Annotated in this window: 15 protein-coding genes; 11 read left to right on the forward strand and 4 right to left on the reverse strand. The window is 55.9% G+C overall.

Annotation, left to right across the window (positions count from 1 at the left end):
- Window positions 1–43 precede the first annotated feature (43 nt).
- From EL26_RS09275 to EL26_RS25455, 4 genes are all read left to right on the forward strand, one after another.
- Complete coding sequence (locus tag EL26_RS09275) at window positions 44–3,175, forward strand: lantibiotic dehydratase (protein WP_038087248.1); 3,132 nt, start codon at window positions 44–46, stop codon at window positions 3,173–3,175.
- Window positions 3,176–3,180: 5 nt separating this feature from the next.
- On the forward strand, window positions 3,181–5,019 hold the full coding sequence (locus tag EL26_RS09280; RefSeq protein WP_038087353.1) for an ABC transporter ATP-binding protein: 1,839 nt from the start codon (window positions 3,181–3,183) through the stop codon (window positions 5,017–5,019).
- Window positions 5,016–6,362, forward strand: coding sequence for a lanthionine synthetase C family protein (locus EL26_RS09285; RefSeq protein ID WP_038087251.1), 1,347 nt, complete (start codon window positions 5,016–5,018; stop codon window positions 6,360–6,362). The genes EL26_RS09280 and EL26_RS09285 overlap by 4 nt, the downstream gene beginning before the upstream one ends.
- 211 nt (window positions 6,363–6,573) lie before the next feature.
- Window positions 6,574–6,717 (forward strand): FDLD family class I lanthipeptide, encoded by a 144-nt coding sequence (locus EL26_RS25455; protein ID WP_161780697.1) that lies wholly within the window; start codon window positions 6,574–6,576, stop codon window positions 6,715–6,717.
- 130 nt (window positions 6,718–6,847) lie between these two features.
- On the opposite strand, the gene brnQ is transcribed toward EL26_RS25455, so the two are convergent.
- On the reverse strand, window positions 6,848–8,143 hold the full coding sequence (gene brnQ, locus EL26_RS09290) for a branched-chain amino acid transport system II carrier protein (RefSeq protein WP_038087253.1): 1,296 nt from the start codon (window positions 8,141–8,143) through the stop codon (window positions 6,848–6,850).
- A 306-nt stretch (window positions 8,144–8,449) separates the two neighbouring features.
- Here brnQ and EL26_RS09295 point away from each other — a divergent pair, with 306 nt between their 5' ends.
- The 3 genes from EL26_RS09295 (at window position 8,450) to EL26_RS09305 (ending at window position 11,385) form a co-directional block, all read left to right on the forward strand.
- Complete coding sequence (locus EL26_RS09295) at window positions 8,450–10,054, forward strand: SulP family inorganic anion transporter (RefSeq protein WP_052036183.1); 1,605 nt, start codon at window positions 8,450–8,452, stop codon at window positions 10,052–10,054.
- Between the two features lie 19 nt (window positions 10,055–10,073).
- Window positions 10,074–10,400, forward strand: a complete 327-nt coding sequence (locus tag EL26_RS09300; protein ID WP_038087255.1) for an ArsR/SmtB family transcription factor — start codon at window positions 10,074–10,076, stop codon at window positions 10,398–10,400.
- Window positions 10,401–10,542: 142 nt separating this feature from the next.
- Window positions 10,543–11,385: a hypothetical protein gene (locus tag EL26_RS09305; protein ID WP_038087257.1), complete on the forward strand. Its 843-nt coding sequence runs from the start codon at window positions 10,543–10,545 to the stop codon at window positions 11,383–11,385.
- Window positions 11,386–11,591: 206 nt separating this feature from the next.
- Here the strand turns inward: EL26_RS09305 and aceA are convergent, their stop codons facing one another.
- A complete protein-coding gene (gene aceA / locus EL26_RS09310) occupies window positions 11,592–12,875 on the reverse strand; it encodes an isocitrate lyase (protein WP_038087359.1) in 1,284 nt (427 codons plus the stop codon).
- A 37-nt stretch (window positions 12,876–12,912) separates the two neighbouring features.
- Window positions 12,913–14,481, reverse strand: coding sequence for a malate synthase A (gene aceB, locus EL26_RS09315; protein WP_052036184.1), 1,569 nt, complete (start codon window positions 14,479–14,481; stop codon window positions 12,913–12,915).
- A 189-nt stretch (window positions 14,482–14,670) separates the two neighbouring features.
- Between aceB and EL26_RS26435 the strand changes: the two genes are divergently transcribed.
- Window positions 14,671–14,796, forward strand: coding sequence for a hypothetical protein (locus EL26_RS26435; protein WP_274518876.1), 126 nt, complete (start codon window positions 14,671–14,673; stop codon window positions 14,794–14,796).
- A gap of 30 nt (window positions 14,797–14,826) precedes the next feature.
- Window positions 14,827–14,982 carry a hypothetical protein gene (locus tag EL26_RS25460; protein WP_161780698.1) on the forward strand — a complete coding sequence of 52 codons (156 nt, stop codon included), beginning with the start codon at window positions 14,827–14,829 and terminating at the stop codon, window positions 14,980–14,982.
- 92 nt (window positions 14,983–15,074) lie between these two features.
- Here EL26_RS25460 and EL26_RS09320 read toward each other — a convergent pair whose 3' ends face one another.
- Entirely contained in the window at window positions 15,075–15,614 is a 540-nt protein-coding gene (locus EL26_RS09320; RefSeq protein WP_038087260.1) for a histidine phosphatase family protein, read from the reverse strand.
- A 139-nt stretch (window positions 15,615–15,753) separates the two neighbouring features.
- On the opposite strand from EL26_RS09320, the gene EL26_RS09325 reads away from it, so the two are divergent.
- Complete coding sequence (locus EL26_RS09325; RefSeq protein ID WP_052036185.1) at window positions 15,754–16,698, forward strand: aldo/keto reductase; 945 nt, start codon at window positions 15,754–15,756, stop codon at window positions 16,696–16,698.
- Between the two features lie 228 nt (window positions 16,699–16,926).
- The gene (locus EL26_RS23635; protein WP_052036186.1) at window positions 16,927–18,618 is read left to right on the forward strand and encodes a sensor domain-containing diguanylate cyclase; all 1,692 of its coding nucleotides are present in this window, start codon (window positions 16,927–16,929) and stop codon (window positions 18,616–18,618) included.
- The last annotated feature ends 122 nt before the right edge of the window (window positions 18,619–18,740 follow it).

Raw genomic sequence — 18,740 nt, forward strand, 5'->3', positions numbered from 1 at the left:
ACAGGTGATGGCTTTTATTTACAGATATTGGAGGGTGAGCCCCGTGTTGCCTGAACAAGAACTTTGGTTCAAAGCTCTCGACGTCTATATGATGAGAACCCCTGTGTTGCCCCTGCAGGTCTACCAAGATCTGCGCTGCGAGGACGGAGGAGCCCGACTGGCTGTTCTTGCACAAGATCCGATGGTCCGCGAAGCGATTGCCGTGGCCAGCACGTCGCTTCTTGACTCTCTTCGCCAACTGGAATCTTCCTCGTCCGCGCGCAAACGAGAAGGAGCAGCCAACGGCCTCCTCCGTTATTTGATCCGCATGACGACGCGGTCGACTCCGTTTGGTCTGTTCTCAGGTGTTACGCACGGACGTTTCGCTGACACATCGGCTCTGCAACTTTCAGACCTGACCAAGCACCGCAAACGCTCCCGTCCCGACATGCAATGGTTGCTCAAAATCCTCGAACGTCTCGAATCGGACCCGGCAGTGATCGAACAACTCCACGTTTCCGCTAACACGTTGGCCTACCGACTCGGATCGCGCTGGAAACTGCCGTACGTCACCCGCTACGGGCAACGAATCGGCGGCAATGATTCCGTTTCCATTAAAAACTCACCGGTTGTCGAATTCAGTTTGCAAGCCCGTCCTCAACCGATTCCGTTCCGGCAACTGCTTCAAGACATCCTCACGGCATTTCCGGGTGCCACAGAAGAAATGGCGCGCAAATTCCTCCTGCAACTGTTCGAGCAAGAGTTCCTCGTCTCCACTTTGCGCCCTCCGACGACGACAACAGACCCCTTTGGCTACGTCCTCCACGAATTGGCAAAGATTCGAGGCGTTGACGACACGTACACGCGCTTGCTGCATATCCGAGAGCGGATGACCGCCTACGACGCGTTGCCGATCGGAGAGGGAGAGTCGCTCTACCTCGAACTGATCGCTGAAATGAAGGAACTGGCCGAATCGTCCACTCCGCTGCAGGTTGACCTGGGGGTGCACAGCGAGGTGGTGCAGTTGCCCGAATCGGTGCGCCAAGAAGTCGAGCAGGTGGCCGATGCGCTGTGGCGTCTGTCCGGTTCGCAAAAAAGCTTGCCTCATATGGACAAATACCGCGAGGAATTCATTGAAAAATACGGTTTCCAACGCGAAGTTCCCTTACTGGAACTGCTGGACGAAGACATGGGAATGGGGGCACCGTCCGGCTACCAAAATCCCATGAGCAGACGACAACCGGGTCAAGCCCATGTCGAGAAACAGCAGGAACGGCAACAGTTGCTGACCGAGTGGTTGACGGAGACGTTGCATCTGGGCTTGGAGGAACTGGTGCTCACACCGAAGCACATGCAAGCGCTGCAGGGGACAGACCCCGTCCGTTGGCACCAAGCGCCCCCGTCGATGGAATTGTACTTTCATGTGTTCGCCGATTCGCAAGACGACTTGGACCGCGGAGCATTCGAATTGTATGTCGGCGGCAATCCCGGATCGAGTGGCGCGTACAAGACATTCGGCCGTTTCGTCGACATGTTTGAGGACGGGTTTGCGGGGCCGTTGCAAGAAGCCGTTTCCCGCGAAGAAGCGATGGAACCCGATGCCGTTTGGGCCGAGCTGACCTATCTGCCGAGCCACGGCCGTTCCACCAATGTGGTGTTGACCCGCCATGCGCGGTCTTACGAGATTCCCGTAGGCACGAATGCGACGACAGAGCCGGAGCAGACGATTGCATTTGAAGATCTGGTGGTCGGTGCCACAGAAAACTATCTGTATCTCAAATCCCGCCGCTTGAACCGGGAAGTCATCCCCACCGCGACGCACATGCTCAACTTTATGAGGACACCGAATGTGTACCGTTTCCTGCGGGAGTTGGGGAACGCTCGTCATACCCATTGGTCGCCCTTCCGATGGGAAGGACTTGAGACGGCGAACTATCTCCCGCGCGTCCGATTCGGCCGCACGGTGTTGCATCCGGCGCAGTGGAAGATGCGCACACGCGATGCGTGGTATGCGGACTCGATGTCGGAGGATGATTTTTTCCAAGCCGTGCAAAGCTGGCGCGAGTCGTGGAAAGTGCCGCCGTGCGTCTACATGGCGCAGTTTGACAACCGCATGCTCCTCGATTTGACCAAGCAGCACCATGTGGCGGAGCTTCGCAAAGAACTAAAGCATTCCGGCACCGTGACGTTGGTCGAGACGGGAGGGGCGCAGGAGCGCGGCATCGTCCAAGGACCGCGCGGCGTCTTTGCCAGCGAGTTTGTGTTCTCGTTGGTCAAACGAGAGCCGCAGGGAGCGCGTCCGCCCATGCTGACACGGAAGGCATCACGCACCGGGTACGAAGGACCGCGCCTCTATCTACCGGGCAGTGAGTGGATGTTCATGAAACTGTACGGAGAATCGAGACAAGAGGAACTGATCGCGACCAAATTGATCGAACTCCTGTCCGCCGTCGAGCCGCAAGGAGTCGACTTGTCGTACTTCATGCGCTACGCAGACCCGAATCCGCACCTGCGCCTGCGTTTGCACGGACAACCGGACGTGCTGTCCAGCCGAATCTTGCCGCTGGTGCATCAGTGGGGAAGCGAATTGTTGCAAGAAGGGATGATCAGCAAATTCGTCCTCGACGGCTATGAACCCGAAATCGAGCGGTACGGGGGACCCGAGCTGATGAAACTTGTGGAAAGGGTCTTCCATGCGGATTCCCGGGTGACGGCAAGTTGGGTAAAAGCCAACCGGTTCGGGGCGTTGCAACTTCCGTTCGATCTGGTCGGCGTACTGTCTGTGCTCGACTATCTGAATCTTTTCGGCTATTCCTTCCGCGAGCAGGTGGCGTTGATGGATCAAGGGTTCGAGACCAAGGAGCACCTCCCCCTGTTCCGCGAGTACCGCAAAACGTTTTTGGACATCGCCAATCCGCGTGACGGCGAGGCCGGACTGCTCGCGCACCCGGACGGAGCTCTGTTGCACGGTATGATGAACTTCCGCGCTCCGTTCGTTCGCCAATACGCGCAAGAAGCGCGGGCCGCCGAGCAACGCGGAGAACTGTACGGCACCTATCAGGATCTGGTGTTCAGCGTCATTCACCTGCATATGAATCGCTTGTACGGCATCGACCGCAACCAAGAGCGCAAGGTCATGATCTTGAGCCGTCATGCTCTGCAGGCCATGAAGCACTTCCGGAGGGATGAACTGTGATCGGGATGGGGGGAACCGAACAAGAGATTCGCATGAAAGATGTGCTCCGATCGTTTCGGAATTGGGGTCAATTGTTTCGCTTGATCTGGAATGCGAACCCCGGCTATCTGATTCAAATCACGGTGCTCTATCTCTTGTTGGGGACAGCTCCTTTTTTGACGCTGGCGGCGACGCAACACCTGATCAACGCCGTCGTGTCAGCCGTGTCCGATGGAACCCGGGACGTATACAGCGCCTTTGCGTGGTTTGTCGGGGTCACGGCGTTCCAGCAAGGTTTAACCCTCGCCAAAACGTACTACGAAGGACTCTTCCAGCAGTTGATTTCCAATACCGTGCAGGAAAAACTGATGGAAAAAGCTCTGACGCTCGGGCTCGCCGATATGGAGAACACCGCGGTGCAAGAACAACTGAAACGGGCGCAACAGGACATGCTGTTCCGCCCGTACCAGATGTTTACGCAAATGCTCGGGGTCTTGAACAACCTCGTCACCTTGATCAGCACGATGCTGTTCTTGATCGCGTGGAAATGGTGGGTCGTGTTGGTGCTGGGCGCGACGACGGGCGTTTCTTTTTTCACGATTCTGCGCGTCAACCGCGAGCAGTTTTTGATCGCCTTTCAGCGGGCACCCAAATACCGGGAAGCGTGGTACTACAGCTTCCTCCTCACGCTTGACAAGGCGTTCAAGGAGATCCGCCTGTACCAACTGGGCACTTTTTTCCTCGACAAATTCAAAACGATCTATCGAGATTTCTACGTCGTGGACCGCCGGATCGCCAAAAAGCGTCTGGTGTGGTCCAGCGGGAATCAAGCGTTGAACCTGTTGAGTCTCGCCGGCATGATCTTCCTCGCCGTTCGGGAAGCGTTCCAAAAAATGATCGGGGTCGGAAACCTGTACGGTTATGTGCAGGCGATCACGCTGACTCAAACCAGCGCGCAGACGGTGTTTGACAACGTCCTGTCGATCTGCCAGCACAACTTGTATATTGAACAACTGTTCGTGTTTCTGTCTTTGCCGTCCTCCGAGCCGACGCTGCAGCGAAAAACGACGGTCAACGGGGAGGCGAAGCGGCCCTTGGAGACCATCGAAAGCATGGAGTTCCGCCGGGTTTCGTTCACCTATCCGGGCACGAAACGGGAAGTCCTGCGCGATGTGAGTTTCACGCTCCGCCGGGGCGAGTGCATCGCGATCGTCGGGCGCAACGGTTCGGGCAAAACCACTCTCACCAAACTCATGACCCAGCTCTACGAGGGGTACGAGGGCGAAATCCTGGTCAACGGAGAACCGGCGGACACGTGGGACATGGAGCGGTTGCAGAAGCGCATCGGCGTGGTGTTCCAAGACTTCATGCAATATGAGATGTCGGTGCGTCTTAACATCGGGCTTGGCAATCTGGACGTGCTGGATGACGATGAAAAACTGTTGCACGCCAGCGACTCCACGGGGATCGGCGATTTCGTTCGCAACCTGCCGAAACAATTGAACACCGATCTCGGCCGCTGGGTGGTCAAAGGCGAGCAGTTGTCGGGAGGCCAATGGCAACGAATCGCCATCGCGCGTGCGTTCGCCCGCGACGCCGACCTGTACGTATTGGACGAGCCGAACTCCGCGCTGGACCCCATTGCGGAAAACGAAGTGTTTGAGAAGATCCGTAACTTGCTGCAGGATCGGTTGGGTGTTTTCATCGCCCACCGCTTGGCAAGTGCCCGGTTTGCCGACATGATCTTGGTTATGGACAACGGTCAAGTGATCGAGCAGGGAACACACGAGGAATTGATGGAACAAAACGGCACCTACGCCGAGATGTACCGTGTGCAAAACAATCTCTATGAGGTGAAAGCATGAGCGATGTACAAATGCCTAAACGCGCCTGGAAGCCGCTGGCTGACGAGCAGTTGCGACAAAAAATCGAAGAGACCGTCAAAAACTACGTGGAACTCTTGCGCGACCCTTCCAAACTTCCAAGCCCCACTTCGGGACGATTCTACCCGCTCTCGCTGGGAAGCGGATTCCCGGGGCTGTGTCTGCTGTTTGGCGAACTGGACCGTCTGGAGCCGGAAGCCGGATGGGACCTCGTCGGGCATCAGATGTTGCTCGGAGTGCAACAAGCCATCCATCAGTATGGGATTCCAACGCTCGATCTCTGGGGCGGGAACGCCGGCCTCCTGATGGGCATCCGGGCTCTGTCGCGCGGCGGCACACGCTATCAGAGCATGATGGAGTCCATGAACCGATTTGCAGCGGAACAGCTTCCGGCTTTCCTCGACGAACGGATGGCTCGCATGTCCAGCGATTTGCGGCCTACCGACTATGATACGATGGGCGGGATCACCGGGGTCGGACGGTACCTGCTGGCTTTCCGGGACGAACTCATGTTGCAACCGGTGTTGGAGAGCGTTTTGCGCTATCTGATTGCGTTAAGCGGCGACAAGGAGCTTGAGGGGGAACAAGTTCCGATGTGGCACATCTTGCCCCACAATCATTTCCTCGAAATCGAACGCGAGCAATACAAGCAAGGCTCGTTCAATTTGGGCGTCTCCCACGGGATGGCAGCTCCGATGGGACTCCTCGCCTTGGCGAAGTTGCACGGCGTGGAAACAGCGGGGCAGGACGCGGCGATCCGCCGCTATGCGGAATGGTTGATCGAGCAGAAGCGGGAAGATGAGTACGGCATCTACTGGCCGGGCCGCCTCGCGAAGGAAGTGCTTGCAAACGGACGGGGAGAGGGGAACGTGATGCCTCCGAATGAATCCTGGTGCTACGGGGGACCCAGCATCGCGCGTCAACTGTGGTTTGCGGGAACGGCGCTTGGGGAGACGGCGTGGCGGGAACTTGCCGTGGAAGCGGCTCTGGCGTCCTATCAACGACCGTTTGAAAAAACCGGCTTGCATGCCCCGAACTTCTGCCACGGCATCGCCGGTACTGCGTATATGGCGCAAGTCATGTACGCCGAGACAGGGCGCGAACTGTTTGCACAAGCGCGGGATCAACTCGTGAAGCGGGTGTTGGAGCGATTTGAAAACGAGATGGAGTACGGCGTCTATGAGCTCACGCGCGAACCGGACGGCACCCAGCGCAAATTGAGCAGACCGGGCTTGCTGGACGGCTTGGCGGGGACGTTGCTCGTATTGACCAGTATGCTGGCCGAAGAAGCGCCGGAATGGGATGCGGTGTTTTTGCTTTCGTAATTTATTCTTGAAAATCTTACCTTTCTCATTCGGACAAAAGGATTTTCTCAATAAAAAATTTCAATATATTGTGTTTTTATATTGAATATATTTGAGTAATGGTCTATAATCAAAATGTGAACTCCAGTTTGTGTGTGCATTTAACAAACCAAACTCACACAACAACTCAGAAACGCATTCGATACCATTCCACTAGAAAGGAGGATGCTAAATGGAAAACATGTTCGAACTCGACGTTCAAGTCTCGAAAAGCCAACCTTCTGCCTCTATGAACCAAGCTGGGGGCACGTTCCTCGGTTCGAGCATCTGCTCGTGGAATACGATCGGCGGATGCACCGAATACGATGCTATGTAAGCTTGACTCCCTAAATTGCCAGTGCAAGTAAGAACGTGCCATCACCAGTTCTGTTCCAGAACTGGTGATGGTTTTTAAATTCAGATGAAACAAAAAGGCATTCCTCTTCAACGAGGAATGCCTTTTGGAGCTACACGGATTGTTTCACTCTCTGGCGAATCGGCCGAGTGAACAGGGCGAGCACCAGCGCAACTGTTGCGGGGAGTATCCACCCGAGGCCTTGAGGTTGCAGCGGAAGTTCGGTGAACATGGAAGGGTACACCAGATTCAGCAGCGAGAACACGGCGACCGTCCACGCCGTCCACGGGTACACGCGGGTGTTTCCTTTCCAGAGTCGATCTGTCAACGCCAACAGGATGAGCACGATCGCGATCGGGTAGAGTACACCGAACAACGGGACGGAGAATTTCAAAATCGCGTTCAGCCCCAAATTCGCCACGCCGAGCGAAGCGAGGGCGAGCAAGTTGACGCAGGTCTTGTACGACAAGCGCGGGAACAAGCCGGCGAAGAATTGACCGCACGAAGTGGTCAGCCCGATGGATACGCAGAGGCAGGCGATGGTGAACACCGCGCCGAGCAGCACCATGCCGTACGCGCCAAACAGGTGGTTCATGAGGTACGTCAACACTTGCGCCCCGTTGTCCGCCTTGCCGTACGATGCGCTGGAAGCGCCCAAAAAACCCAAGATTAAGTAGATCACCATCAAGAGCGCTCCGGCCCCGAGACCGGAGATGATCATGTAGCGTGAAATCTTCTTGTCGTTGTCCACGCCTTTCGAACGCAGGGTATTGGCGATCACGATGCCAAACGCCAGCGCAGCAAGGGCGTCACCGGTTTGGTAGCCGTCGAGAATCCCTTGGAACACCGGATGTTCGATATAAGCACCTGTCGCAACCCCGGTCGGTCCCGACGGGGAGAACAGGCTTTTCAGCACCACGATGCCAATCAATGCCAGCAAAAGGGGAGTCAGCAGTTTGCCGAAGCGTTCCACCAGTTTGGACGGGTTGTGGCTCAACCAAAGCACGATGCCAAAAAAGAGAAGGGAGTAGAAAAACAACGCCGTTGTATTCTGCTGCCAGTCGGTCGGGAGAAACGGGTGCATCCCCATCTCAAACGCCAAACTGCCCGCACGCGGAATCGCGAGGCATGGTCCGATGCACAGGTAGATCAAAAACAAAAACACCCGCGCAAATGAAGGATGCACGCGGCGAGCAAGAATTTCAAAACCGCCCGCTTTGGAAATCGCGAGCACCCCGAGGATCGGCAAGCCGACGGCGGAGAAGATGAATCCGATCAAGGCAAACGGCACGTGAGAGCCCGCTTGATACCCCAACAGCGGAGGAAAGATCAAGTTCCCGGCTCCGAAAAACATGGAAAACAACAGGAAGCTAAGCAGTACGAGGTCTTTTTTTGACAAGCCGTTCATAACAATCTCCTTTTGGGTACGTCTTTGGGCATTTTTCAGAAACTTTAATCTCTATATCCATATTTAATAAATCCAATCGATATTTCTGATCATTATACACTTTGGTGCGAGCAGGGGCAATGATGTTTTTACTTCCTCCTCAACGTCCGATAATATATATTATGTGAACTAGAAACAAAAAAAGGACACGGAGACAAATCACGGTCTCGCAGCGTGACTTCATTCATTGTATTGACAGCCGTTTCCGGCAGGTGTACTATCTCCGTATATTCAAAGAATCAAATATTCAAAGAAGAAGGCGAGACCATGCGAACGTATTCCCTGCAGAACTTGAAGCGAGACCTCGTCTCGGGCCTGATTGTCGGCATCATCGCGATCCCTTTGGGGATGGGGTTTGCGATCGCTTCCGGCGTCAAACCTGAGTACGGCATCTACACCACGATCTTCGCAGGCGCACTGATTTCTATGTTCAGCGGGTCGAAATTTCAGATCGGCGGGCCGACGGGTGCTTTTATTCCGATTTTGTTTGGCATCGTCATGGCGTACGGCTATGAGAAGCTGTTGACCGCAGGCTTTCTGGCGGGCATTTTGCTCGTGCTGATGGGGGTCTTTCGGCTCGGGAATCTCATCAAGTTCATCCCGCGTCCGGTGACGATCGGGTTTACGGCGGGCATCGCCGTGACGATTTTCTCCGGGCAAATCGCGAACTTTCTGGGGCTTGCCAACTTGCCGAAACATGAGCAGTTTTTGGCGAACATGAAGGAAATTCTCATGCATCTCCCCGCCTTGCATATGCAGAGCGTGTGGACCGCCCTCATCTGCTTGACCGTGATCCTGTTCACGCCGAAGGTATTTCCGAAAGTTCCCGGCGCGCTGCTCGGGATCTTGATTTCAAGTTTGATCGCCGCTTGGCTGTACCCCGGCGAAGTGGCGACGATCGGCTCGACATTTGGCGACATCCCCGGCAAACTGCCGCAGTTTCAGATGATCCATCTGGATGGGACGACAATCATCTCCCTCCTCCCTCCTGCTTGTCTGATCGCATTTCTCGGCGGCATCGAGTCGCTGTTGACCGCAGTGGTGGCGGACGGTATGACCGGAACGAAACACAACAGCAACAAGGAACTGATCGGCCAAGGCATTGCCAATATGATCACGCCGCTGTTCGGGGGGATTCCTGCGACCGGCGCGATTGCGAGAACCGCTACAAACATTCGTTCCGGGGCCGTGTCACGCGTGTCCGGTGTCACGCACAGTTTGGTGGTTTTAAGCACCTTGCTGCTGTTTGCACCCTGCGCGTCGAGCATTCCGCTCGCCAGCATGGCGCCGGTATTGATGGTGGTGGCGTGGAACATGAGCGAACGTCGTGAGTTCGGGCACATCTTGCGCTCGAAGACCGCCGATTCCTTGGTGTTGGTGGTGACGTTCGGCTTGACCGTGCTGACGAGCCTCACCGTCGCGGTGGCTGTCGGGCTTGGGATGTCGATTCTTTTTTTCACAAAGCGGATGAGCGAACATCTGATCGTGACGCATCGCCATCACAGTCCGGAGATTCGCATCTTCCACATCGAGGGGCCGCTGTTCTTCGGAGCGGCGCAAAGTTTTGAAGCTTCCGTTTTGAAGTTGGCCCCGCAGGAACACGCCGTTTGCGTGTTTCAGTTGGATCGAGTGCCGTTTATCGACATGACAGGAGCCGCCAACCTGAAAAACATCGTGGTCGATCTGACGGAGCAGGGCCGCGTCGTTTTGCTTACCGAACTTTCCGACCAACCAAAAGACCTGTTACGAAAAACCGGATTGTATGACATAATTGGAGAAGATCACCTCTTTGATCACACCGAGGAAGCTGTCCAGTACGCCCTCACCCACATACAATCGCACCGCGAGACTGCCCACGCGATTCACCCCTAGTTGATGAGAGGAGAATCCTATGGATTTGGAAATGCAGCAATTCAAGGCCGATTTTTTCAAAGCGCTCGCGCACCCGTTGCGGATTCGCATCTTGGAACTGCTCGCCGAAGGCGACAAGAGCGTCAACGAACTGCAATCGTTGGTCGGCAGCGAAGGATCGGCGATGTCCCAACAACTGAGCGTCTTGCGCGCCAAAAACATCGTCGTCGGCACCAAGGACGGCAACCGCGTGATCTACGCTCTGCGCGATCCGATGATCACCGAACTATTGGCGGCGGCGAAGACGATTTTCAACAACCACTTGATTGACGTTCGCAATACGTTGCATCGCATGCATAAGGAATAGAAAAAAGCCGGACGGCGGACGTCTGGCTTTTTTCCATTCCCGGTGCGGTTGCATCTGCACGGCGCATAATTTTCTTGAAAAAGGAAATTTGAAAATCCTTGCAGAATCTTACCCATTCGAAACGAGAGACAAGGAGGCGCGTATGATCCGTTTGAAAAAAACGAAAGCCGTTCTTGCGGCCGCGATGCTTTTTTCCGCAACGACAGGGCTCGTTGGTTGCTCTTCCGAAGATGAAGTGCGGGGTCCGATTGCGGACTATCTGAAGAACAACTACGGGATTCAGGACTTTACGATCTTATCAGATGAATATAACTGGTTTGAAACCGGCGATCACCAGACGCATCTACTCATTCAGAAGCCCTACCCTGCCTACGTGTATCTGGTGCTGGGGCGCGATAAGGACCGGCGGATTCAAGGCGATGATGTATACGCAGAGCTTTTTACCAGCGCATTTGCCGAACAACACCCGAGAGTGTTCGCGAAGTCGGAGGAGCTGGTGAAAAAGTATAAGCTGTTTGAGAAATCTCCGTTTTCCAAGTCCACTCCCAATGTCATCCAAGGTGATCCGTACTATTTCGTAGATACCAAACTCAAAGAGGCACAGGAAACGCAGTTGGTCGAGCAATTCAAGAAGACGCACGAAATCAAGACGGACGCCCTTCTCCCGACCCTCGAACAGGGCGATCCGGTTCAAGGCGTCGTTGATTTCACGTATTACTTCAATACGTATCACTATACAGGCGAAGTGCCCAAGGCAGACAGCCTCGTTCAGGATTTCGCCGAAAGCCGAGTGCTGCCGGAAGGGACTTTCAGCGTGAATATCAAGAGTGCGGCCATCAACGAGAACGGCGGCTCCTCCATCGGGATTGATCAGAACTACAGCAGTGTGCTGTTTCGCGTAAACGGGCAGGGCGATGTGCAGGTGCTCAAGACGGTTCACGGCGAGGATGAATATCTAAAGGCATCCTCATCGAAGGTCAAATAGCCGTTCCGAAAAAACTGGCATTCTCCTACCGGGAGGGTGCCAGTTCGTTTTTTACAAAGGGACGCAACTTCTTTCGGAAGGCAGTATAAGAGCGTGTTGGTTTCCTGTAATAATGTTATGTAAAATAAAAGGCTGTTTAGAGAAAAACACATCCCTCAGACCGGATGTCTAAGGGATGTCCTGATGCTTCTATCCATTGGCGTTTTTTACTTCTTCGCGCTCTCGAACTGCTCCTCTTCGGTGGAGCCGCTCAGCGCTGTGGTCGACGAGGTGCCGCCGGAGATCACCATCGACACTTCGTCGAAGTACCCCGTCCCCACTTCCCGCTGGTGGCGGGTCGCGGTGTAGCCGTGCTCTTCGCTCCCAAACTCCGCTTGCTGCAACTCCGAGTACGCCGCCATGCCGTGGTCGCGGTACTGACGCGCCAGTTCAAACATGCTGTGGTTGAGCGCATGGAACCCCGCCAGCGTCACAAACTGGAACTTATACCCCATCTCTCCCAGCTTGTGCTGGAACTCCGCGATCGTCTGCTCATCTAACTTCCGCTTCCAGTTAAAAGACGGCGAGCAGTTGTACGCCAGCAGTTTCCCCGGAAACTGCTCGTGAATCGCATTGGCAAACTGCTCCGCTTCCTCCAGATCCGGCTCCGACGTCTCGCACCAGATCAAATCCGCATACGGCGCATACGCCAATCCGCGCGCAATCGCCGCCTGCAGCCCGCCGCGCATGCGGAAGAATCCTTCCGGCGTCCGCTCGCCCGTCAAAAACGCCCCATCCCTCGGGTCGATGTCGCTGGTGATCAAGTGCGCTCCGTTGGCGTCCGTTCGCGCCACCACCAACGTCGTCGTCCCCGACACATCCGCCGCCAACCTTGCAGCCACCAAATTGCGCACCGCCTGCTGCGTCGGAATCAACACTTTGCCGCCCATGTGCCCGCACTTTTTCTCCGACGCCAACTGGTCTTCAAAGTGCACGCCCGCAGCCCCCGCCTCGATCATCGACTTCATCAGCTCAAACACGTTCAACGGCCCGCCAAACCCCGCTTCCGCATCGGCGATGATCGGCGCAAACCAATACGTGTCTCCCTTGCCCTCCGCCGTCTGAATCTGATCCGCCCGCTGCAACGCTTGGTTGATGCGCTTCACCACTTGCGGCACCGAATTCACCGGGTACAACGATTGGTCCGGATACATCTGCCCCGCCAGATTCGCGTCCGCCGCCACTTGCCAGCCGCTCAGGTAGATCGCTTTCAGCCCCGCTTTGACTTGCTGCATCGCTTGGTTCCCCGTCAAAGCGCCCAGCGCGTGCACATGGTGCTCACTGTGCAACAGCTCCCACAGACGCTCCGCCCCCATCTGCGCCAACGTGTGCTCGATTTTGACAGACCCGCGCAGGCGCAACACGTCCTCCACGGAATACGGGCGCTCGATGCCCGCAAAGCGCGGGGATGCCCACAGGGTTTCCAGTTCGTTTTTTTGCTGTTCTTGCATCATGTCGATCCTCTCCCTTAGGTTGATGTCAACAAAACTACAGGCGCTCGTACCCCAGCCCTGTCAGAAAATCCTCAAACGTTTCCCCAAACACCAAATCGCGAAACAGTTTCGCCGCCTCGTCAAAGTCGCCGGTCAACGCCGCCAACTCTTCGTCGATCAACTCCGAAACCCATTGCGCGGTGATCGGACGCCCGTCTTCCAATACACCCTGCGGATGACGAATCCACTGCCACAACTGCGCCCGCGAAATTTCCGCCGTCGCCGCGTCTTCCATGAGATGGTACAGCGGCACCGCACCGCTGCCTTGAAGCCAAGCGGCGATGTATTGCACGCCCACTCGAATGTTCGTGCGCACGCCTTCCTCCGTGATCGTTCCGGTCGGTACTTCCAACAGGTCGGCCGCCGTCACGCGCACATCGTCGCGCAGGCGGTGCACTTGATTTGGCGTCGGCATGTGCTCGTTGAACACCTCCATCGCCACCGGCACCAAGCCCGGATGCGCCACCCACGTGCCGTCATGGCCGTCGCGGGCTTCCCGTTCCTTATCCGCCCGCACTTTGGAAAAAGCGACCTCGTTCGCCGCCGCGTCGTTTTTGACCGGAATCTGCGCCGCCATGCCGCCGATGGCGTGCGCCCCACGCTTGTGGCAGGTATGGATCGTCCAGAGCGAGTACGCCCGCAATAACGGCGTCGTCATCGTCACTTGCGCTCGGTCGGGGAAGATCACGTCCGGCTGGCAGCGGAATTTTTTCAAATAAGAGAAGATGTAATCCCAGCGCCCGCAGTTCAGCCCCGCTGCATGATCGCGCAGCTCATAGAGGATTTCCTCCGTCTCAAACGCCGCGAGGATCGTCTCGATCAGCACCGTCGCTTTGATCGTCCCCTGCAGCATCCCGAGCAGCTGTTGCGCCCGCACGAACACGTCGTTCCACAGACGCGCTTCCCGGTGGCTCTCCAATTTCGGCAAGTAGAAGTACGGCCCGGTGCCATGCTCCGCCAGCGCGGCTCTGTTGTGGAACAGATACAGCCCGAAATCGAACAGCGACGCTGAAATCGGCTGGCCGTCTTGGAGTACGTGTTTCTCTTCCATATGCCACCCGCGCGGACGCACCACCAACACGGCGGTGTTCTCCCGTAACGCGTAGACTTTGCCGCTCCCGTTCACGAACGAGATCGTGCGCCGTACCGCGTCTCGCAAGTTCACTTGACCTTGGACCGTGTTCGCCCACGTCGGCGAGTTCGCGTCTTCCAGATCCGCCATAAACACACTGGCGCCGGAATTCAGCGCGTTGATCACCATCTTGCGGTCGCTCGCCGGCCCCGTAATCTCCACACGGCGGTCTTGGAGGTCGTGCGGCACCGGCGCAATCTTCCACGCCGTCTCCCTTACCGCCGCCGTCTCCGGCAAAAAATCCGGTTTCACACCCTCGTCAAACGCCGCTTGCCGCTCCTGTCTCGCCACAAGCAACTCCAACCGCCGCCCGCCGAACTCACGCGCCAACACGCCGACAAACGCCAGCGCTTCTTCTGTCAGAATCTCCTCCATCCCTGCGGCCATCGGCCCGATCACCGTCAAGTTGCACACGCCAGTTTCGTGTCCCATGTCGTCCCTCCGTTCTTGCTATATAACAGATCAGGTTTCACGTCACTATTCTATAACAGCGTATCGAGAAAATGACACAAACTTTTTTCCCGCAAAAAAAGTCGCATCTCCGAGAAATCCCGCATATTGTTATACAACAGAAACACGAAGCTAAATTTGTTATACAACAAAACTTACGAGGTGATCAGAATGGATGAATTGCAAGTTCTTCTGAATCAAGAAAGCACCCACGAATGCATGACCTGCGGCGAGGATCTGCACTCGAATTACCCGGTGTACGAATGCGACCGCTGCTTGAGCCAATCGCCGGAGTAACAACTTGAATTCCTTAAAGGAGGGCTGCCGATGACGACAACCCAACCGACTTCCCCGCAACCGGATCGCCAACCTCAAGACACCGAGCGAGCCATCCGATACCCCGCACACCTCTGGCTGACGGAAAATACGAACCACCTGCACACGATGTGGAACCTCCACCGCATCTACGACCCCCGCGCCTAGCACAAAAAAGCCGGACACCGCTGCAAAGGGCGGGTTCCGGCTTTTTTTCTGATGTTCTTGTCGACTGTATGGGTTTTTGCCAGCTGTTTCGATTAGTTCCAGACGCGCTCCACCTGGACCGCATCGCCGTCGAACGTCAGCAGATACACGTCCGGGTTGCTCAACACTTTCCACGATTCAAAACCGAACGAGTCGTCGTACGCTTTCAGCAGGTGTGTGCAAAGTCCGCCGTGCGAGGCCAAGACCGTGATCTCCGCGTCCGTCGCGAGGATGTCTTGCACCGCCGCAAGGGCACGGTTCATCACCGTACGCCCGGATTCGCCGCCTTCGTAGCAAAGGTCGAGGTCTTCATACGCCGCTTTCAGCATCTCCATCCAATTCAGCTCGTCCCGGGCTGACAACACGCGCTCGCCGAGACGCTCATCTTGGCGAATCTCCAACCCCAAGCGCTTTGCCAACGGTTCCAACGATTGCACCGCGCGCAAAAACTGCGAAGCGACCAACTGCTGCGCTCCCACGCCTTCCAAGAAATCAGCCAGCGACTCCGCTTGCTCAAATCCTTCCGCCGTCAACGGTGCTTCGACCGTTTGTCCCGCCGCTTTGCAATGGCGCACCACGTAGAGCTTTTTCATAGTATTCTCCACCTTCTTCCACTTATGTACCAATTTAGTATACTTGAAATTGACAATCAAAGGAACAACTTTGCAAGGCTGTAGGGTTTTGTTATACTTGTAGAATTGAGTTCAGGAAAACAAAGGAAGTGGCGACCCTATGACAGCCAAAATCACCCGCACTGCTTCGTTTGGCCCGCAAGCAGTGGAAGTCAGCGCCCTCGCACTCGGTTGCATGGGCTTGGCGGGTACGTGGGACCCGCAGGAATTTTCCGAAGAACATCTGAAGCGCGGCATCGCGGCACTGGAAACCGCCGTGGAAGCCGGCATTACGTTCTACGACCACGCCGACATCTACGGCCGGACGATGAGCGAGTCTGTGTTCGGCGAGTTCCTCGACATGAATCCGGGGCTTCGCGAACGTTTGTTCCTCGCTTCAAAGTGCGGCATCATCCTCGGCGACGAACAGACGCCGTATCACTACAACCTCTCGAAATCCTACATCTTAGAGAGCGTGCAAGGCTCCTTGAAACGCTTGCAGACCGACTATCTCGATCTCTACCAAATCCACCGCCCGGACCCGCACACCCATCCGCGCGAGACGGCGGCGGCGCTCAACCAGCTTGTCAAGGACGGCCTCGTGCGCTGCATCGGCGTTTCCAACCACTTGCCGTCGCAGGTGGAAGCGCTCGAAGCGTACCTCGACGTGCCGATCGTCTCCACCCAACCGTCGATTTCGCTGTGGAACCTCGATACGCTGCACAACGGCGTCCTCGATCAGTGCTTGGCGAAAAACATCACGCCCCTCGCCTATTCTCCGCTCGGCGGCGGCATTCTGACCGGCAAAAACTGGGACAAAGTCCAAGGCGATCCGCGCGTGCCGAAACTGCTGGCGGCGTTTGCCGAGCTGGGCGAGACCTACAACGCCACTCCGGCACAGCTCAGCCTCGCGTGGCTGATGCACCATCCGGCGGGCATCATCCCGCTGTTTGGCAGCAACAACCCGGAGAACATCCGCGAAGCGGTCGCGGCGACGTCCCTTGAACTCAGCCACGAAGACTGGTACATCCTCTGGTCCGCCGGCCGCGAAGTCCCGCTTCCGTAAGCTGTCTCCATGACCGCTTTCAAAAGTTGGTACAATCGTCCTATGTTACGCTTCGATCGTATAGGTCGAAGCGTACTTTACATTTTGTATTGCGTATAAAACCCCTTAAATCACTGGGCATTAGGAACCAAGCAAATTTACCCATACTTTTTTCCGAATTTGAAAAGGTGTTTGAGAATTCACGGAGAATTTGTTCCTCTAGTAAGTCGTGGAAAGGGGATTCGAACCTTGTCATTTAAGCAACTTGCGACTGGTACGACTCTTCTCGGCTTGATTCTCGTCTGCATCGTCGCCATCTCGGCACCGCCGAATCTGCACACGCACGACGCTTTGATCTTGCTCACGCTGTTCGGGTTGTACGGCTTCACGGAATTTTTCCCATTGAAGCGCGATCAATTTTCCATTTCGTTGCTGTTGTGTGTGGATCTTGTGATTTTTGTGAAGTTCGGTCTGGTTGCGCTCGTGTTCACGAGTCAGATCGTACATCTCTTCTCCAGATGGTACCGACAACGAAAGTTTGAATTTTGGAAAACCCTGGCGAACAACGGGATGTTTTTGTTTATCAACGGAGGTTCCGCCGCCGTGTTCTACCTGCTTGGCGGCACCCACCATGATAAGATGTCGATCAACCTCGTCCCGCTGTTCGGCTATTGTGCCGCTCACTTTCTGTTCAATCACTTCATCCTCTACCTCTACTTCCGCAAATTGGACAGCACAACGACGTTTCAGGGTCACTTGAAGCGAACCAAATTCGATATCTTCTCCACGTTGTTCGCCGCTTCCCTCGGGTTTCTCGTGATCATGCTCTATGAAGGGGACGGGCTGTACGGCCTGATCGCCTTCGGGATGCCGATGGTGCTGTGCGTGTATGTGTTCAAACTGTTCAACGACGTGTGGAGGTCGAATACGCTGTTTCGCAACTTGGCAGCCCTGACCGGGGATTTCTCCGCGGAACTGGAAGTCGAAGCCCTGTTTGCCCGCGTGACGGAAGAATTGCCGAAATGGTTCGACCATGTGCATTGCGTGATCTTCTTGCGCCAAGGCGACAATTTGGTGGCCATCTCGCGTTCGGCTGGATTCCGGCCCTATGAACTCGACGCGCTGCACCGCTACCTCGTGCAACAAGAGGCGTCTTTGCGCGATGAACCGACGCTGACGAAGCGTCTTGCCGAAGACCCCCAATTTGCCGGGACGGTGTACAGAAACTTGGTTGTCGCTCCGTTTCATTCAAGCTATGCCGATTACGGGTTTTGCTGCCTGCTCGCACCGAAAAACAACGATTTTGACGCGACGACGCTCGACGCCGTCTCCATCCTCGCCAATCAACTGTCCGTTTCGTACCACAACGCCATGCGGTATGAAAGCGTGGAGAAGCAGAGCTTGTACGACGAACTCACCCAGCTGCCGAACCATCGCTACGGCGAGAAGCGGTTGGCCGAAGAGCTGGAGCGTCTGCAGGACGGAGAGTCCCTCTCCCTGCTCTTGATCGACTTGGATCACTTCAAGAAAATCAACGATACGTACGGCCACCTCGCAGGGAATGTGGTCCTGCGCACAGTCGCCCAAGCGTTCGAAAGCGCGCTTCAGGAACCGGAATTCGTCTCCCGCTACGGCGGCGAGGAATTCATCATCGTCCTGCCGGGTTCCGATGCCGCACGCGCGCTGTTTCTCGGCGAATTCATCCGCGAAACGGTGGAAAGATTGTGCGTGCCGGTGCCGACGATCGACGGACAGACGGTCACGATCCAACTGACCGTCTCCATCGGGATTGCCACTTGTCCCGACGAAGCCGAAGACGCCCTGTCGCTGGTGCGGTTTGCCGACCGCGCCATGTACGTGGGCGCCAAGCGCGCCGGACGCAACCGCGTCGCGCTCTATCGGGAGGAGAAAGAAAGCGCGATCCCCCGCCAAACGGTCTAACCTTGACGAAGACCTTCCCCGCCGGATGCGGAGAAGGTCTTTTTTTAGCGCTTGGACTTTTGGAAGACTTCAAACAGCGCCAACACGATGAAAAAAACCCCCACCACTTCCAGCCAGCTCAC

Origin of the sequence: Tumebacillus flagellatus, from assembly GCF_000714935.1 — a bacterium.
GTDB lineage: Bacteria > Bacillota > Bacilli > Tumebacillales > Tumebacillaceae > Tumebacillus > Tumebacillus flagellatus.

Coding starts and splice junctions, on each gene's coding strand:
- EL26_RS26435 (WP_274518876.1), top strand. CDS start 14,671: ATGGATGAATTGCAAGTTCTTCTGAATCAAGAAAGCACCCACGAATGC.
- EL26_RS09325 (WP_052036185.1), top strand. CDS start 15,754: ATGACAGCCAAAATCACCCGCACTGCTTCGTTTGGCCCGCAAGCAGTG.
- EL26_RS09295 (WP_052036183.1), top strand. CDS start 8,450: ATGCGAACGTATTCCCTGCAGAACTTGAAGCGAGACCTCGTCTCGGGC.
- EL26_RS09280 (WP_038087353.1), top strand. CDS start 3,181: ATGGGGGGAACCGAACAAGAGATTCGCATGAAAGATGTGCTCCGATCG.
- EL26_RS09305 (WP_038087257.1), top strand. CDS start 10,543: ATGATCCGTTTGAAAAAAACGAAAGCCGTTCTTGCGGCCGCGATGCTT.
- EL26_RS25455 (WP_161780697.1), top strand. CDS start 6,574: ATGGAAAACATGTTCGAACTCGACGTTCAAGTCTCGAAAAGCCAACCT.
- EL26_RS25460 (WP_161780698.1), top strand. CDS start 14,827: ATGACGACAACCCAACCGACTTCCCCGCAACCGGATCGCCAACCTCAA.
- EL26_RS09320 (WP_038087260.1), bottom strand. CDS start 15,614: ATGAAAAAGCTCTACGTGGTGCGCCATTGCAAAGCGGCGGGACAAACG.
- EL26_RS09285 (WP_038087251.1), top strand. CDS start 5,016: ATGAGCGATGTACAAATGCCTAAACGCGCCTGGAAGCCGCTGGCTGAC.
- aceA (WP_038087359.1), bottom strand. CDS start 12,875: ATGCAAGAACAGCAAAAAAACGAACTGGAAACCCTGTGGGCATCCCCG.
- brnQ (WP_038087253.1), bottom strand. CDS start 8,143: ATGAACGGCTTGTCAAAAAAAGACCTCGTACTGCTTAGCTTCCTGTTG.
- aceB (WP_052036184.1), bottom strand. CDS start 14,481: ATGGGACACGAAACTGGCGTGTGCAACTTGACGGTGATCGGGCCGATG.
- EL26_RS09300 (WP_038087255.1), top strand. CDS start 10,074: ATGGATTTGGAAATGCAGCAATTCAAGGCCGATTTTTTCAAAGCGCTC.